At 70.1% G+C, this 16,211-nt stretch carries 17 protein-coding genes; 11 read left to right on the top strand and 6 right to left on the bottom strand.

Annotated elements, in window-relative coordinates; genetic code table 11:
- Positions 1 to 32 precede the first annotated feature (32 nt).
- The gene (locus tag ACXDC7_RS00235) at positions 33 to 1,943 is read left to right on the top strand and encodes a penicillin-binding transpeptidase domain-containing protein (protein ID WP_459220789.1); all 1,911 of its coding nucleotides are present in this window, start codon (positions 33 to 35) and stop codon (positions 1,941 to 1,943) included.
- Between the two features lie 80 nt (positions 1,944 to 2,023).
- Positions 2,024 to 3,370: an L-fucose:H+ symporter permease gene (gene fucP, locus ACXDC7_RS00230; protein ID WP_459220788.1), complete on the top strand. Its 1,347-nt coding sequence runs from the start codon at positions 2,024 to 2,026 to the stop codon at positions 3,368 to 3,370.
- Between the two features lies 1 nt (position 3,371).
- Here fucP and ACXDC7_RS00225 read toward each other — a convergent pair whose 3' ends face one another.
- Entirely contained in the window at positions 3,372 to 4,442 is a 1,071-nt protein-coding gene (locus tag ACXDC7_RS00225; RefSeq protein WP_459220787.1) for an inositol-3-phosphate synthase, read from the bottom strand.
- A gap of 72 nt (positions 4,443 to 4,514) precedes the next feature.
- Between ACXDC7_RS00225 and ACXDC7_RS00220 the strand changes: the two genes are divergently transcribed.
- Positions 4,515 to 5,015, top strand: a complete 501-nt coding sequence (locus ACXDC7_RS00220; RefSeq protein ID WP_343045933.1) for a type III secretion system chaperone family protein — start codon at positions 4,515 to 4,517, stop codon at positions 5,013 to 5,015.
- A gap of 144 nt (positions 5,016 to 5,159) precedes the next feature.
- On the top strand, positions 5,160 to 6,950 hold the full coding sequence (locus tag ACXDC7_RS00215; RefSeq protein ID WP_459220786.1) for a hypothetical protein: 1,791 nt from the start codon (positions 5,160 to 5,162) through the stop codon (positions 6,948 to 6,950).
- 4 nt (positions 6,951 to 6,954) lie between these two features.
- Here ACXDC7_RS00215 and ACXDC7_RS00210 read toward each other — a convergent pair whose 3' ends face one another.
- Both ACXDC7_RS00210 and ACXDC7_RS00205 read right to left on the bottom strand, forming a co-directional pair.
- Positions 6,955 to 7,698 (bottom strand): SDR family NAD(P)-dependent oxidoreductase, encoded by a 744-nt coding sequence (locus tag ACXDC7_RS00210; RefSeq protein WP_459220785.1) that lies wholly within the window; start codon positions 7,696 to 7,698, stop codon positions 6,955 to 6,957.
- Positions 7,699 to 7,727: 29 nt separating this feature from the next.
- Positions 7,728 to 8,306, bottom strand: a complete 579-nt coding sequence (locus tag ACXDC7_RS00205; protein WP_459220784.1) for a TetR/AcrR family transcriptional regulator — start codon at positions 8,304 to 8,306, stop codon at positions 7,728 to 7,730.
- 62 nt (positions 8,307 to 8,368) lie between these two features.
- On the opposite strand from ACXDC7_RS00205, the gene ACXDC7_RS00200 reads away from it, so the two are divergent.
- Both ACXDC7_RS00200 and ACXDC7_RS00195 read left to right on the top strand, forming a co-directional pair.
- Complete coding sequence (locus tag ACXDC7_RS00200; RefSeq protein ID WP_459220783.1) at positions 8,369 to 9,256, top strand: DMT family transporter; 888 nt, start codon at positions 8,369 to 8,371, stop codon at positions 9,254 to 9,256.
- Positions 9,253 to 9,999 (top strand): phosphoglyceromutase, encoded by a 747-nt coding sequence (locus tag ACXDC7_RS00195; protein WP_179445386.1) that lies wholly within the window; start codon positions 9,253 to 9,255, stop codon positions 9,997 to 9,999. Before ACXDC7_RS00200 ends, ACXDC7_RS00195 begins: the two co-directional genes overlap by 4 nt.
- Before the next feature lie 4 nt (positions 10,000 to 10,003).
- Here ACXDC7_RS00195 and phoU read toward each other — a convergent pair whose 3' ends face one another.
- Positions 10,004 to 10,663, bottom strand: a complete 660-nt coding sequence (phoU, locus tag ACXDC7_RS00190) for a phosphate signaling complex protein PhoU (RefSeq protein ID WP_179445387.1) — start codon at positions 10,661 to 10,663, stop codon at positions 10,004 to 10,006.
- 189 nt (positions 10,664 to 10,852) lie between these two features.
- On the opposite strand from phoU, the gene ACXDC7_RS00185 reads away from it, so the two are divergent.
- The 3 genes from ACXDC7_RS00185 to ACXDC7_RS00175 are packed head-to-tail and all read left to right on the top strand — an operon-like array spanning position 10,853 to position 13,777.
- Entirely contained in the window at positions 10,853 to 12,133 is a 1,281-nt protein-coding gene (locus tag ACXDC7_RS00185; protein ID WP_459222786.1) for a sensor histidine kinase, read from the top strand.
- Positions 12,130 to 12,807, top strand: coding sequence for a response regulator transcription factor (locus ACXDC7_RS00180; protein ID WP_179445389.1), 678 nt, complete (start codon positions 12,130 to 12,132; stop codon positions 12,805 to 12,807). Before ACXDC7_RS00185 ends, ACXDC7_RS00180 begins: the two co-directional genes overlap by 4 nt.
- A 10-nt stretch (positions 12,808 to 12,817) precedes the next feature.
- On the top strand, positions 12,818 to 13,777 hold the full coding sequence (locus tag ACXDC7_RS00175; protein ID WP_179445390.1) for a ribose-phosphate diphosphokinase: 960 nt from the start codon (positions 12,818 to 12,820) through the stop codon (positions 13,775 to 13,777).
- Positions 13,778 to 13,786: 9 nt separating this feature from the next.
- On the opposite strand, the gene ACXDC7_RS00170 is transcribed toward ACXDC7_RS00175, so the two are convergent.
- Complete coding sequence (locus ACXDC7_RS00170) at positions 13,787 to 14,380, bottom strand: hypothetical protein (protein ID WP_459220782.1); 594 nt, start codon at positions 14,378 to 14,380, stop codon at positions 13,787 to 13,789.
- 143 nt (positions 14,381 to 14,523) lie between these two features.
- Here ACXDC7_RS00170 and ACXDC7_RS00165 point away from each other — a divergent pair, with 143 nt between their 5' ends.
- Complete coding sequence (locus tag ACXDC7_RS00165) at positions 14,524 to 15,009, top strand: CarD family transcriptional regulator (protein WP_179445392.1); 486 nt, start codon at positions 14,524 to 14,526, stop codon at positions 15,007 to 15,009.
- Between the two features lie 5 nt (positions 15,010 to 15,014).
- Complete coding sequence (gene ispD / locus ACXDC7_RS00160; RefSeq protein WP_459220781.1) at positions 15,015 to 15,710, top strand: 2-C-methyl-D-erythritol 4-phosphate cytidylyltransferase; 696 nt, start codon at positions 15,015 to 15,017, stop codon at positions 15,708 to 15,710.
- 9 nt (positions 15,711 to 15,719) lie between these two features.
- Here the strand turns inward: ispD and ispF are convergent, their stop codons facing one another.
- Entirely contained in the window at positions 15,720 to 16,199 is a 480-nt protein-coding gene (gene ispF, locus ACXDC7_RS00155) for a 2-C-methyl-D-erythritol 2,4-cyclodiphosphate synthase (RefSeq protein WP_179445394.1), read from the bottom strand.
- Positions 16,200 to 16,211: the final 12 nt, after the last annotated feature.

Here is a 16,211-nt window from a genome sequence, read left to right as displayed (position 1 = left end):
GCCGAACACCCGGCGGCGTTGACTGTGCGCTCGTGAGGATCCCCGTTGTTCCCCCGCGGCTCGTCCCTGTGCGGCGCGCGCCCGCAGTGCTGGCGGGTCTCGTCGCGCTGCTACTGGCGGTCGCGGGATGCAGCGCGCCGGAGCCCGAGAGCGATCCGCGGCAGGTCGCCGCCCAGTTGGCGAGCTATCTGTCCGCCGGACATGTCTGGGGCGAGGTGCCGCTCACCGCCGAGTCCGAGCCAGCAGCCCTGGCGTACCCCGAACTCGTGATGAGCGCCGCGGGCGCCTTCCCGACCGTGACTGTCGGCCAGATCGATCCCTATGGCGCGTTCAGCACCCGGACCGCGGTGCGACTGGACTGGTCGTGGGATGTGGTGCCCGGCGCGCAGCCGTGGACCTACTCGACACGGGCCGACCTGATCCAGGACGGCAAAATGTGGCGGGCCAACCTCCAGATGCCCCAGTTCCATCCCGAACTGACCGCGACCTCCGACCGGTTCGAGGTACGCCGGTCCGCCGCCGAGCGCGCCCCCATCGTCGACCGCGCCGGCACCGAGCTGATCACCAGGCGGACCGTGCAGCGGATCGGGATCGACAAGCCGAGCGTGGACGCAGACGCCCAGGAGGACTCCGCGCGCGCCCTCGCGCGGGCCGTCGACGTGGACCCCGACACCTTCGTCAAGAAGCTGCGCGCCGCCGGCCCGAAGGCCTTCGTCGAGGCGATCGTGCTGCGCGAGGAGGATGTGTCCGACGCCCTCGCGGCCCGGATCGAGAAGATCCGCGGCGGGCGGATCGAGCTCGACGATGCCTATCTCGCCCCGACCCGGGAGTTCGCCCGGCCCCTCCTGGGCACCGTTGGGCCGGCCACCGACGAGATCGTCGCCGAGTCGAAGGGCCGGATCGATGCCGGCGACATCGTCGGGCTCTCCGGGTTGTCGCGCCGCTACGACGAACGTCTGCGGGGTGTTCCCGAGACCTCGTTGCGGATCGCCGACGGGCCGGAGCTGTGGACCGCCGAGGCGGCGCGCGGAAAGCCGCTCAAGGTGACCCTGGATGCCGACCTGCAGGCCAGGGCCGAGCGACTGCTGGCCGAGACCGACAGCGCATCCGCGATCGTCGCGATCCGGCCGTCGGACCAACAGATCCTGGTGGCCGCCTCCGGCCCGGGCGGCGACGGAGAGTCGACCGCCACGATGGGCCGCTACCCGCCCGGGTCGACCTTCAAGATCGTCACGGTGTTGGCCCTGCTCCGCGCCGGGCTGAGCCCGGACAGTCCGGTCGAGTGCACACGGCAGGCGAGCATCGACGGCCGAAAGATCGGCAACTATTCCGACTACCCCGAGTCGGCGCTCGGCACGATCACCCTGCGCGAGGCGTTCGCCCAGTCCTGCAACACCGCGCTGATCAACGCCTCGGCCAAGATCAGCTCGGACGATCTGCGGGCGGCCGCAGAGGCGCTCGGACTCAATCACGATGCCGACCTCGGCTACCCGTTCTGGCTCGGCGAGGCGCCGCCGACCGGGCCCGGGCTCGATCAGGCAGTGGCCATGATCGGCCAGGGTGAGGTCTTGGCCACGCCGCTCGGGATGGCGTCGGTGGCAGCGTCGGTCGCGGCCGGTGAGCGGGTCACCCCGCGGCTGATCGCCGACGCCGAGGTGCCGCCGCTGGGCGAGCCCGCGCGGCCGCTGACCGCGAAGGAGGCCGACACCCTGCGCGGCCTGATGCGCTCGGTGGTGACGGACGGCAGCGCCCGGATGCTGGATGACCTGCCGGGCGAGGTCGGCGCGAAGACCGGCACCGCCGAGTACGGCGCGGATCCGGTCGGTACGCACGCCTGGCTGGTCGCCACCCGCGACGACCTGGCGGTCGCGGTCTTCGTCGCCGACGGCCGATCCGGCGCCCGCGATGCCGGACCGCTGATGCGGGACTTCCTGTCCGACTGACCCGCGCCCCGTGCGGTGGTGCTGGGGACATGTGGTCAAATGGCTCGGTCGGCCAGCGCAGGTACCGAGAGGACACATCGATGTTGATCAAGAACCCCGCGAAGCAGCTCGACTCCGGGTACCTGGATCGGACGCCGTGGTTCCAGTTCTTGTTGTTGTCGATGCTGTTCCCGATGTGGGGCGCCGCCGCCGGCCTGAACGACATCCTGATCGCGCAGTTCAAGCACGTCTTCTCGCTGACGGATGCCGCGAGCGCCTTCGTCCAGTCGGCGTTCTACGGCGGTTACTTCCTGATCGCGATCCCGGCCTCCCGGATCATCCGCAAGACCTCCTACAAGGTCGGGGTGCTGATCGGGCTTGGCGTCTACATCATCGGTTGCGGGCTGTTCTTCCCGGCGAGCACGCTCGCCACCTACGGGATGTTCCTGTTCTGCATCTTCGCGATCGCCGTCGGGCTGAGCTTCCTGGAGACCAGCGCCAACACCTACTCCTCGATGCTCGGGCCGAAGGAGTCCTCAACCCTGCGGCTCAACATCTCCCAGACGTTCACCCCGGTGGGCAACCTGCTCGGCGTGCTGCTCGGCAAGTACCTGATCTTCAGCTCGGGTGACTCGATCGAGGCGCAACTGGAAGCCGCCGGATCACCGCAGGAGCGGCAAGCGCTCGGCGAGGCGCTGTTGCAGAACACTCTGCTGCCCTACAAGTACATCCTCGTCGTGCTGGTCTGCCTGCTGATCCTGTTCCTGATCACCTCCTACCCGAAGGCGAAGCCGCGCGACGACGCCGCGGCCCGCGACCAGGCCGGCCTCGGCGCCACGCTGCGCTACCTGGCCGGCAAGCCGTCGTACTGGAAGGGCATCGCCGCCCAGTTCCTCTATGTGGGCCTGCAGACGGCGGTGTGGTCGTTCACGATCCGGCTGGCGTTGGTGCTCAATCCCGGGATGAACGAGCGGGACGCGACCAACTTCATGATCATCGGGTTCATCTGCTTCCTGGTCGGCAAGTTGCCCGCCAACTTCCTGATGGCACGATTCTCGGCATCCCGGGTGCTGGTGATCTACTGCCTGATCGGTGCAGTGATCCTGCTGATCGCCGCCTTCGGGCCGGCATCGATCGCGATCTGGTTCGTCGTCGGGTCGAATCTGTTGATGGGGCCCGGCTGGCCGACGATCTTCGGCAAGACCCTGGACACGATCACCGACAAGCGCTACCAGGAGACCGGCGGCGCGATCTTGGTGATGGCCATCGTGGGCGGCGCGGTGATCCCAGTCGTCCAGGGTGCGGTCTCCGACGCCCTCGGCTCGCTGCAGATGTCCTTCGTCGTCTCCGCGGCCTGCTTCGTCGGGATCATGCTCTACTTCCTCGGCCAGGTACGCTCACACACCGACGACCGGCCCCAGCACGCCGAGGTCCACACCGGGCAGTGACTCAGCTCGCCGAGGCGATGAACTTCTCCAGTTGATCATGAGCCACATCGTCCGGTAGCTGGATCGGCGGCGACTTCATGAATGCTGAGGCCGCCGCATCGATCGGGCCGCCGAGCCCGGCATCACGGGCGAGCTTGGCCAGGCGTACCGCGTCGATCACGATGCCCGCCGAGTTCGGCGAGTCCCAGACCTCCAGCTTGTACTCCAGGCTGACCGGCGCATTGCCGAACCCGCGACCCTCCAGCCGGACGAAGGCGAACTTGCGATCGGTCAGCCACGGCACATGATCACTCGGGCCGACGTGCACATCGTCGGCCGGCAGGTCGATGTCGATATTGCTGGTCACGGCCCGGGTCTTGGACAGCTTCTTCGACTCCAGCCGCTCACGCTCCAACATGTTCTTGAAGTCCATGTTGCCGCCGACGTTGAGCTGATAGGTCCGGTCGATCCGGATCCCGCGGGTCTCGAACAGCCGCGCCAGCACCCGGTGGGTGATCGTCGCGCCGAGCTGGGACTTGATGTCGTCACCGATGATCGGTACGCCGGCCTCGCGGAATCGGTTGGCCCACGCCGGATCGCTCGCGATGAACACCGGGATCGCGTTGATGAATGCCACCCCCGCGTCGAGCGCGGCCTCGGCATAGCTCTTGGTCGCCTCCTCCGAGCCGACCGGCAGGTAGCTGATCAACACGTCCGCGCCGGTCTCGCGCAGCACCCGCGCCACGTCGACCGACTCGCCGCGCGCCTCCTCGACGGTGCCCTGGTAGTAGTGGCCGAGCCCGTCCAGCGTCGGCCCGCGCAGCACCTCCACCCCGAGCGGCGGCACCTCGGCGAAGCGCAGGGTGTCGTTCGGCGACGCCCAGATCGCCTCGGCCGCGTCGGCGCCGACCTTGCCCTGCACGACGTCGAACGCCGCGACCAGCTCGATGTCGCGGACCCGCCACGGGCCGAGCCGCGTGTGCATCAGGCCCGGCACGAAGTCCTCGTCGCGGGCGTCGGCGTAGTAGCTCAGCCCCTGGATCAGGGCGTTGGCGCAGTTTCCGACGCCGGCGATTGCCAGACGAATGCTCAATGGTCCTCCAGCCTGTGCGCGTCCCGTCGGGGCCTGCACATGTTAGCCGCCCGGTCGCGTTAGCCTGCGTTCGTGACCGAAACGGCAGCGATGACGGCGGCGGCGGAAGCCATCGCGGCCGCGCTGGCGGGCCTGGAGCTGGAGTCCGGGCGTACCGAGAGCGGCTTCACCGTCACGCTGCCCGGGACCCGGAAGCTGAAGACCGAGGTCGCGCTGGTCGTCGGCCGGCATTCGATGCAGGCGCGCGCGTTCGTCGCCCGTCGCCCCGACGAGAACCTGGCCGGCACCTATGGCTGGCTGCTGCAGCGCAATCTGCGGTTGCGCGGGATCGCGTTCGCGACCGACCGGCTGGGCGACATCCACCTGATCGGCAGCCTGCCGCTCGCGATGGTCACCCCCGAGGCAGTGGACGCGTTGCTCGGCGAGCTGGCCGAGACCGCCGACGACTCGTTCAACACCATCCTCGAGCTCGGCTTCGCCGAGTCCATCCGCAAGGAGTGGCGCTGGCGGCTCGACCGCGGCGAGCCCACCTTCAACCTCGCCGCATTCGAGCATCTGAGGCCCAAGGACTGACCCCGCCCGCGGGCGCGGTGGGCCCGGGGACCCCATGCTGGGCCCAATTCCGGCCCAATTCCGTTGCTGGCCCTGTCCCGTACCCGCGGCCGTGCCCTATCTTCGGCGAGGGCGATGCGTCTCGGGAGGGGTGTGGTGGCGAGAATGATCAAGGATCGCAACCACACGGCGTCGTCTCGTGCCGATTCCGGCGCGGCGAGCCTGGAGGCGGTCGGCATGGTGGCCGCCTCCGGGCTCGTGGTCGTCTTGTTGCTGACCATGATCGGTGGCCCGAGCAACGCGCTCGCCGGCCTCTACTGCCGCGCCACCGGCGCCATGGCGCAGGCCGCCGGCGGCGAGCCGCCCACCTGCGCGCCCGACTCCTCAGTGGCCCCGCCGCCGTCCGGTGAGCCCCCGGGCGCCCAGCCGCCCGATGATCGGGACCGGCCCCGCGACCGGCGTCCGGACGGCAACAGCCCGCCGATGGATCCGCCGAAGGTCGTCCCGCCGCGCAGCCCGGTCTGCCGGCCCGCGGAGGGCTCCACCAGGCCCGGCCTGCCGCCGGGTGAGGTCAAGCTGACGCCGAAGCCGGCCAGGCGCGGACCGATCAAGGACTCCACGTCGATCACGGTGAAGATCGATCCGGCCAAGGTGGAGGGCGACGCCACCAACTCGCAGAAGATGTCGATCGTGCTGGAGGGGCAGCGCGGCGTGAGCGCGGAGAAGGCCGCGGAGCTGGGCAAGGTCGGGGTCAAGCTCGACTTCAACACCGGCCGGCGTACCACCTACGGATACTCGGGTCCGACCGATTCGACCCCGAACCTGACCGACGGGATCCCGCCGAACCCGTTCGATCCCGACAACATCCCGCCGGGCGGCACGGTCAATCTGGACGGTGAGTTCTACACCTCCGTCGGCGCAACCGCCGCCTACCGCGGTCTGGTCGCGAACGAGACCGACGGCTCCGGCTCGGGCGCCACGGTGGCGGTGACCAAGCTGCCGCCGAGCAAGCCGGGGGAGAACAAGGTCCGAGTGATGGTCGGCAGCACCGACTTCGTCGAGCAGGCCGTCTCCCTGGGCTTCGGTACGCCGAGCTACAACCTCGGGCTGTTCGACAGCCGCAAGGTCACCGACAAGGCGATGCGGCAGGCCGAGTTCGACCTCGGCACCCCCGAGGGGCGCCGGGCCTACAACGCAGCCGTCTTCGGCGGCAAGCTGCCGACGAGCGACGAGCCGGGCGTCAGCAACATTGCGCAGGTGATGGGGTCGGAGTACGCGCGCCGCAACGGCGTCCAGGTCAAGGCGGGGGATCAGGGCGCCAAGTCGACCACCGACGGTGAGGACCACTCGGTGCTGGTGACCGTGTACTCCGACGGGCGCCAGGTCGACGAGGTGACCCGCCGCGTCGGGCCCGACACCTACTCCCAGGTCCAGGAGTACGACGCCAGCGGCGCCCGCGTACCCGAGAAGTCCCGGTTCCAGTTCCGCCAGACCGGGCTGTCTGCCGACGAGGTGGAGAACTACAACTTTGCCTACGGCGACGACCGCGCCGAGATCCCGCCGGGCTCCTACAACGCGGTCCTCAGCCTGAACGCCGGCGAGCTGCAGCAGGTTCGGATCGACGCCGCGACCATCCTGGCCGCGTCGCTGAAGAAGCGCGGCATCGACCGGCCAGAACTCGGCAGCAACCCCCGGCTCGCCGACTTCCAGCGGGTGCTCAAGGACAACCCACGGTGGCTGGACGAGACCTTCAACGAGCCCGCCGAGGCCGAGGCCCTGCGGATCCTCAGGTATCCCAACGACGCCGAGCTGGCGAACATGATCTGGCGCTCCGGCGGCTGGACCGAGACCTCGAATCTCGACTGGTTCAACCAGTGGCGCAACTACTACATCAAGGTCACCGGCGACGACCTGCCGACCAAGGTCGGCGACATGGTCTGCCGACGCCAGCAGTGAGGCCTCAGCTCACCCGGTAGACCTTGTGCTGGGCGGCCTGCGCGCGCGGGCGTACCACCATCCGATCGATGTTCACGTGCCTCGGCCGGGTGGCGATCCAGGCGATGCACTCGGCCAGATCCTCGGCGACGAGCGGTCCGGGTACGCCCGCATAGACCTTGTCGGCCTTCTCCTGATCGCCGCCGTAGCGGGTCAGCGAGAACTCCTCGGTCTTCACCATGCCCGGCACCAGCTCGCAGATCCGGACCGGCTGGTCGTACAGCTCCAGCCGCATCGACTGCGCCATCGAGCGCTCGGCGGCCTTGGCGCCGCAGTAGCCCGCGCCGCCCTCGTAGCCGGCGTCGGCGGCCACCGAGGTGACGAAGATGATCTCGCCCTCGGCGCGCAGCAGCGCCGGCAGGAGCGCCTTGGTCACCCGCGCGGTGCCCAACACATTGGTCGCATACATCGTCTGCCAGGCGTCGAGGTCGGCCTCGGCGACGGGCTCCTGGCCGAGCGCGCCGCCGGCGTTGTTGACCAGCAGGTCGAGGCGCTCGCCGACGGCCTCGGCAAGCCGCTCGACGTCACCGTCGGACGTCACATCGCACTCGACCGCGAGGCCGCCGATCTCCTCGGCCAGCTTCGCGATCCGATCGGTACGCCGGGCCGCACAGATCACCCGGAAGCCCAGGGCCGCGAGCGACCGCGCGGATGCCTCGCCGATCCCGCTGCTCGCCCCGGTGACCACGGCCAGTCGTTGTTCGTCCATGGCCACATCATGGCAACCGCGGCCCGGCGTCAGCTCCGAGCCCCCACCAACTCGATCGCGGCCCGGGCGGCGTCGTCGAAGGTGCCGGGCGCGTCGAGAATGGTGGAGAGCGTCTGGACGCCCTCGTACAGCAGATGCACCGACTCGGCCAGCCGGTCGTCGCCGAGCAGTTGCCGCAACAGCCGGCGCATCCAGCGCTTCTCCTCCCGGATCACCGCCAGGGCCTGATGCTCCGGGCTGGCCGAGATCTCGGCCCACGCATTGACGAAGGCACAGCCGCGGGGGTTGTCGCGGGCCCACGCGGCCGCGGTGGCGAACACGGTGCGTACCGCGACGGCCGGATCGTCGGCGGTGCCCAGCTCCGACAGCAGATGGGTCTGCCAGCGGTGCCGTCGCCGGTCCAGATAGGCGGTCACCAGCCCGTCCTTGGATCCGAAGCGCTGGTAGAGCGTGCGCTTGGTGACGCCCGCGGTGTCGGCGATCAGGTCGACCCCGACGCGGTTGATCCCGACCCGGTAGAACAGGTCGCCGGCGGTGGCGAGCACGCGCTCGCCGGCGGGCGTGCTGTCCGCGACGGGTGGGGGCGCGAGCGCGACGGCGTCGATCATGGGGTGCCTCCGGTGGCGTGGGTGCACTGCGAGTATACAGACCGGTATGGTTACCTCCGACCGTGAAGCGCATCTGTCTCGCCGCCGCGTTCGTCGTCTGCTGGAGCTCGGGGTTCGTGGGTGCGGCGTGGTCGGCCGGTCTCGCGCCGCCCGCGGGTCTGTTGGCCTGGCGCTATCTGATCACCGCCGCGCTGCTGGTCGCCATCGTGGCGCCGCGCGCCGTGCGCGTGCGCCCGTCCGAACTCGTGCAGCAGGGTGTGCTCGGCCTGCTCGCGCACGTGATCTTCCTCGGCGCGGTCTTCGGCGCCTCCTCGGCCGGGGTGGATGCGGGCACCGTCGCGCTGGTCTGCGCGCTGCAGCCGATGCTGGTGGCGGTGATCGGCGCCGTCGCCTTCCGCGACCGGCTGGGCCCGCGGATGATCATCGGCCTGGGGCTCGGTCTGGTCGCGGTCGCCATCACCGTCGGCGGGGTCGGCGGGCCCGGCTGGCTGCTGGCGCTGCCCGTGGTCGCTCTGGCGGGCCTGTCGGGTGCGGCGCTGCTGGAGCGGCGCTGGCGGCCGCGTACCGATCTGCTCACCGGGCTGTGCATCCAGGTGGTGCTGTCGGCCGGCGTCTTCACCGCCTACGCCCTCGCGGCCGGCGAGTTCGCGCTCGAACCCGGTCCGCGGCTGGCCGGCGCGCTGGCCTGGCTGGTGATCATCTCCGGGATCGGCGGGTACGCCACCTTCCTCGCCTGCCTGCGCCGGCTGGGCGCCACGGTGACCAGCACGCTGCTCTACCTGACACCGCCGGTGACCGTGCTGTGGGCCTGGTTGATGCTGGGTCAGCGGCCCGACCTACCGCAGTTCGCCGGCCTCGGCATCGCCCTGGTCGCGGTCGCGATCGCCGTCCCGCGGGGCGAACAACCAGATGCCGGCGCAGACCGCGGTCTCGCTAGGCTCCGTCCATGACCGCGAAGCTGATCCTGCTGCGCCACGGCGAGAGCGAATGGAACGCCAAGAACCTGTTCACCGGCTGGGTGGACGTCGACGTCAACGACAAGGGCCGGGCGGAGGCGATCCGCGCCGGCGAGCTGCTGGCCGAGAATGATCTGCTGCCCGATGTCGTGCACACGTCGGTGCTGAAGCGGGCGATCACCACCGCGAACGCCGCCCTCGCCACCGCCGACCGCAGTTGGATCCCCACCAAGCGGTCCTGGCGGCTCAACGAGCGGCACTACGGCGCGCTGCAGGGCCTGGACAAGTCGGCGACCCGGGAGAAGTACGGCGAGGAGCAGTTCATGATCTGGCGCCGCTCCTACGACACCCCGCCGCCGCCGATCGAGCCCGATGCGCAGTTCTCCCAGTTCGACGATCCGAGGTACGCCGGGCTGCCGCCGGAGGCCCGGCCGCTGACCGAGTGCCTGGCCGATGTGGTGGTCCGGATGCTGCCCTACTGGTACGACGAGATCGTGCCCGACCTGCGCACGAAGACCGTGCTGGTGGCCGCGCACGGCAACTCGCTGCGCGCGCTGGTCAAGCACCTGGACCGGATCAGCGATGCCGACATCCCGCAGCTCAACATCCCGACCGGCATCCCGCTGCTCTACGAGCTCGACGACGACATGCGGCCGGTCACCGAGGGTGGGCGCTATCTCGATCCCGAGGCCGCGGCGGAATCCATCACGGCCGTCGCGAACCAGGGAAAGAAGTAGTAGGTCAGGACCAGATCTCTTCGCTGGAGAGCTCGCCGTCGACGATGTAGATGACCTCGCGGCCCATCGTCACCGCGTGGTCGGCGATCCGCTCGAAGTAGCGGCCGAGCAGTGCCACGTCGACGGCGGCCTCCACGCCGTGCTCCCAGTTGTCGGCCAGCATCAACCGGAACTGGCTGGAGCGCAGGTCGTCCATCTCCTCGTCGCGGGCGGCCATCCGGCGCGCCTCCTCGGTGTCGCGATTGCGCAGCGCATCGCTGGCCTCGTGGATCATCTTGATCGCGACATCGGCCATCCGGGAGAAGTTCGGCTCCAGGTCCGCCGGCACCGCGTGCTCCGGGTAGCGCAGCCGGGCGATCTTCGCCACGTGCGCCGCGAGGTCGCCCATCCGCGTCAGGTCCGCCAGCAGGCGCAGGGCGACGACCACCGTCCGCAGTTCGCCGGCCACCGGCGCCTGCAATGCCAGCAGGGCGAAGCAGCGCTGCTCGAGATCGGCGGCGAGGTTGTCGATCTGGGCGTCGTCGGAGATCACCTGCTCGGCGAGCTGGATGTCGGCCTGCAGCAGCGCGCGGCTCGAGTTGCGGGTCGCCGTGGAGACCATCTGCGACAGCTTCACCAGATCATTCACAACTGCGTCGAGCTGCTCGCGATAGGTGTCGCGCATGGGGTTTCCTCCTGGGTCGCGTTCTTCGGGCGCACGGGGCGCAGACCAGCAAAGGTAGGGGAGCGCAGTGACAGCGACAACGCAGCAGACCAACACGCGGTGAACTGTCGCTGAACGGCTGGTGCCGAGGCGCCCCGAAGTCTAGCCCGGAGCCTCCGGGCCGCCCGGTCGGCCTACCATCGTCTCGTGCTGTATGTCCTCGTCGGCGGTGCCTGTCTCCTCATCGGCGCCGTCATCGGCTGGTACGTCAGCCGTCGGCTGGCGGCGATCGAGGCCATCGAGACGCCGCCGGCGCTGCTCGAATCCCCCGAGCCGGAGGTGCCCGACGGTGTCTCGGAGGTGCTGAGCATCCTGCGGTCGGCGGCCGTCGTCGTGGGCCCGCACGACGAGGTGCTGCGCTCCAGTGCGTTGGCCCGCACGCTAGGCCTGGTCCGCGGCAGCCGGGTGGCGGTGCCCCAGTTGTTGGAGCAGGTACGCGAGGTACGCGCCACGCGCGCGATCCGGGCCATCGACCTGGAGCTGAGCCGGGGCCGGGGCGCCCCGTCACAGTTCTTGTCGGTACGCACGGCGCCGCTCGGCGCGGAGCTGGTGGTGATCCTCGCCGAGGACCGCACGGCGGCCCGCCGGGTGGAGGAGACCCGCCGCGACTTCGTCGCGAACATCAGTCATGAGCTGAAGACCCCGATCGGCGCCATCGCCTTGTTGTCCGAGGCTGTCGCCGATGCCGCGGACGATCCCGAGGCGGTCGCCAACTTCGCCCGCCGGATGCAGCGGGAGAGCCAGCGCCTCGGCGAGCTCGTCTCGCAGATCATCGAACTGTCCCGGCTGCAGGCCGACGATCCGCTGCTCGCCGCGGACGAGGTCGAGGTCGACGACGTGCTGGCCAGTGCGGTCGACTCCTGTCGCGTCGACGCCGATCGCCGCGATGTCGCGCTGACGGTCACCGGTCGGCGCGGGCTGGTGGTGCTGGGCGACCGGGTCCAGTTGACCACCGCCATCCGCAACCTGGTGCAGAACGCCGTCAGCTACTCCGATCCCGGCGCCCGGGTCACGGTCGGCGCCCGGCAGGCGCTCGACGGCGACGACGACGTCGTGGACCTGACCGTCAGCGACAACGGGATCGGCATCGCGCCGGGCGAGGCGCAACGGATCTTCGAGCGCTTCTACCGGGTCGACTACGCCCGCAGCCGCGACAACGGCGGCACGGGCCTCGGCCTGTCGATCGTCAAGCACATCGCGGCCGCCCACGGTGGGCAGGTGACGGTGTGGAGCAAGGTCGGCCAGGGGTCGACCTTCACGGTGCGGATCCCCGCGATCACCGATTCCGGTGTGGCGTCGGCGGAGTCCGCACCGCGAGCCGACGAGGCGCCGGCCGGCACGCCGCCGAGCGGCGAGATCCGCCAGTCCGACGAGGAGCCCGCCGCACCCCGCCCGCTCGTCGACAGCACCAACCAGGAGGCCAACCGATGACCCGAGTGCTCGTCGTGGAGGACGAGGAGTCCTACCGCGAGACGATCGCCTTCATGCTTCGCAAGGAGGGCTTCGAGGTCGCGGAGGCCGCCGACGGGGCGGAGGGTCTGGCCGAGTACGCCCGCGGCGGTGCCGACATCGTGCTGTTGGACCTGATGATGCCGGGGCTGCCCGGCACCGAGGTCTGTCGTCAGCTCCGGCAGCGCGGATCGGTCCCGGTGATCATGGTGACGGCGCGCGACTCGGAGGTGGACAAGGTCGTCGGCCTGGAGATCGGGGCCGATGACTATGTCACCAAACCCTTCAGCCATCGCGAGCTGGTCGCCCGGATCCGGGCGGTGCTGCGGCGCGGCCAGGAGGTCGAGCTGGTGCCCGATGTGGTCGAGTCGAGCGGCGTCCGGATGGACATCGAGCGGCACACCGTGTCGGTGGACGGCGCACAGGTCCGGCTGGCGTTGAAGGAGTTCGAGCTGCTGGAGATGTTGCTGCGCAATGCCGGACGGGTGATGACCCGCGGCCAGTTGATCGACCGGATCTGGGGTGCGGACTATGTCGGGGACACCAAGACGCTCGATGTGCACATCAAGCGGCTGCGTTCCAAGATCGAACCGGACCCGGCGAACCCGCGTTACCTGATCACCGTCCGCGGCCTGGGCTACAAGTTCGAGGGCTAGGCTGACGCGGGTGACCGACGAGATCACCGTATTCAGCGCAAGCGCCCATCCCGAGTTCGCCGAGCGGATGTGCGAACTGCTCGGAGTCGAGCTGTCGCCGACCCGGATCACCCGCTTCAGCAACGACTGCCTACGGGTCCAGCTCGGTGCGAACTGCCGCCGCAAGGATGTCTACATCGTCCAACCGCTGGTGCCGCCGGTGCAGGAGCACCTGGTCGAGCTGTTGTTGATGCTGGACGCGGCCCGTGGTGCCTCGGCCAACCACATCACCGCGGTGATCCCGCACTTCGCGTATGCCCGCTCGGACAAGAAGGACGACTCGCGGATCTCGATCGGCGCGCGCCTGGTCGCCGACATGCTGCACGCCGCGGGCGCGACCCGGGTGATCACGATGACGCTGCACTCGGAGCAGGTGCACGGCTTCTTCTCGGTGCCGGTCGATCACCTGACCGCGATCCGCGAACTCGCCTCGGCATTCCGCGACAAGGACCTGTCGGACACCGTGGTCGTCTCGCCGGACTTCGGGTACGCCAAGGTGGCCAGCGAATTCGCCCGATTGCTGGATCTCCCGGTCGCCGCGGGCTCGAAGCGCCGGCTCGGTGACGACACGGTCGTGATCGACCGGATCGTCGGTGACGTCGAGGGCAAACGGGTGATCATCATCGACGACGAGATCGCGACCGCCGGCTCCATGATCGAACTGATCGGCAAGCTGCGCGAGGAGGGGGTGCGCGAGATCTCGATCGCGACCACCCACGGCCTGTTCACCGGCAAGGCCGTCGCCCGCCTCGATGCCGAGCCCGACATCGGCCGCATCGTCAGCACCGACACGGTGCCGCTGACGGGGGAGCGTACCCCGCAACGCCTGGAGGTGTGCTCGGTGGCGCCGCTGTTCGCCGAGGCGGTACGCCGCCACAACCGCGGCGAATCGGTCAGCTCGCTGTTCTCCGACGATCCCGAGTACGGCTGAGGGGCCGACTCAGGACGTCGGGGTCGCCTCCGGCGCTTCGGATGTGGTCGCCTCCGGCGTCTCCGATGTGGTCGCCTCCGGGGTGCCGGAGGCGCTCGGATCCGGGGCGACGGTGCGGTAGTCGGCGTTGTTGCCGTCGATGATCGGCACATCGGCGGTGATCGGGCCCGCGGTGGCGAAGTTGAGGGTGACGCGCATGGTCAGCCCGGGCGGCAGGTCGCCGGAGACCGTGAACGCATCGGGCCCGCCGAGCTGGGTCAGGGCGGTGGGGGCCACCTCGATCGGTCCGCCGGTGAAGGGGAGCGGAGCCGGGGCCGGGTTGTTGTCGGCGTCGATCAGTTGGCCGCTGACGCTGGTCAGCTCGTCGGGCTGGGTTCCGGTCACCGCGCCGTCGAGGAGTCCCTGCTCGCCGTCGCGGGTGACGATCAACAGGTTGCGCACCTTCACGGCGCCATCGGCGCCGACGTTGAGATTGACGCCGCCGCCGAGGGTCGGGGGCTTGCGGCTGGGGTCGCTGGTGCACGCGGCGACGCCGGTGGAGAGCAGGACGGCGAGCGCGGCGGCGGCCACCCCGCGGGCGATCGGGGAGCGCGAGGAGATCACCGGCGCAGCCTAGCGCAGGCACACCCGGCTCGTCGTGTCAACCCTCGCCGGACCGCCCGAATGCCTTCTGGCTAGCGCAAACGCCGGAGTCGGGTCGGATGACGCGTGCTAGAATGGCGGTCGGGAAAGGGGTACAAGAGAACATGACCTTCAACGTCGGTGAGACGGTTGTCTATCCCAATCATGGGGCGGCCGTCATCGAAGATATCGAGACCCGCCAGATCAAGGGAGAGGACAAGCTCTATCTCGTCCTGCGCATCGTAGGACAAACTGACCTGGTTGTCCGGGTCCCCGCCTGCAATCTTGACCTCGTCGGAGTTCGTGACGTCGTCGATGCCGATGGTCTGGAGCGTGTGTTCTCCGTCCTGCGCGCACCCCATGTGGAGGAGCCGACCAACTGGTCGCGCCGCTACAAGGCCAACCTCGAGAAGCTGCACTCGGGCAATGTGATGAAGGTCGCCGAGGTCGTTCGCGACCTGTGGCGCCGCGAGAAGGATCGCGGCCTGTCCGCCGGTGAGAAGCAGATGCTGGCCAAGGCTCGTCGCATCCTCGTCTCCGAGCTTGCCCTGGCCGAGAAGGTCGAGGAGGACCGCGCGGAGACCATGCTCGACGAGGTCCTCGCCTCCTGATCCGGTTGTCCGATCGATCCAGTTCCGGACCGGCCGTCGCCCTCGTGGTGGCGGCCGGTTCTGGCGTCCGGTTCGGGGCCGACCGACCGAAGGCGCTGGTCGAGCTCGCCGGTCGGCCGCTGGTCGCCCATGCCGTCGCCGCGCTCGCGGCGGGCGGGGTGGTGCGGGCCGTGGTCACGGTTCCGGCCGGGCGGGAGGAGGCTTTCGCGGAGGCGCTGCGCGATGCCCCGGTGCCGGTGGACCTGGTGGTCGGCGGCGCCGAGCGGCAGGATTCGGTACGCCTCGGCCTGGCCCGCCTGGCCGATGCCCGCGGGCCGATCCTGGTCCACGACGCCGCGCGGCCGCTGGTGCCGCCCGCGGTGGTGGCGGCCGTGATCGACGCCGTGCGTGCCGGGGCGGATGCCGTGGTGCCCGCCGTGCCGGTCGCCGACAGCATCCGCCGGATCGCCGGGCGGACCAGCGCCGTGGTGGACCGGGCGAGCCTGCGCGCGGTCCAGACCCCTCAGGGATTCGCACCGCAGGCGCTGCGGGCCGGTCACCAACATGTGCTCGATGCCGGTCTGGTGGTCACCGACGATGCCGCGGCCTGCGAGGCTGCCGGCCACCCGGTGAGCCTGGTCGAGGGATCTGCCGACTCGCTCAAGATCACCACGCCGGCGGACCTGATCATGGCCGAGGCGATCCTCGTCGCACGCGGCTGATCGCCGCTCTCAGTCCCGGCGGGTGACCAGGCAGGTCGCGATCGCGGCGATGCCCTCGCCGCGTCCGGTCAACCCGAGCCCGTCGGTCGTGGTCGCGGACACCGAGACCGGTACGCCGCCGAGCGCCGCGCTCATCGCCGCCTCGGCCTCGGACCGTCGGGCGCCGATCCGCGGCCGGTTGCCGATCACCTGGACCGCGACATTGCTGATCGCGAAGCCGGCAGCGGTCGCCCGGCGCGCGGTCTCGGCCAGGAAGGCTCGCCCGGCCGCGCCGGACCAGGCCGGGTCGTCGGTGCCGTAGTTGCTGCCGAGGTCGCCCAGCCCGCACGCCGAGAGCACCGCGTCACAGGCTGCGTGCGCGGCGACATCGCCGTCGGAGTGACCCTCCGGGCCACTGGCCTCACCGGCGAAGTCCAGGCACGCGATGATCATCGGGCGCCCCGGGACCAGGCGGTGCACATCGGTGCCGATGCCGCTGCGGATGATCATCGTGCGCCGAAC

This window comes from Naumannella huperziae (genome assembly GCF_054073625.1).
This window is presented reverse-complemented; position numbering and strand designations above follow the sequence as displayed.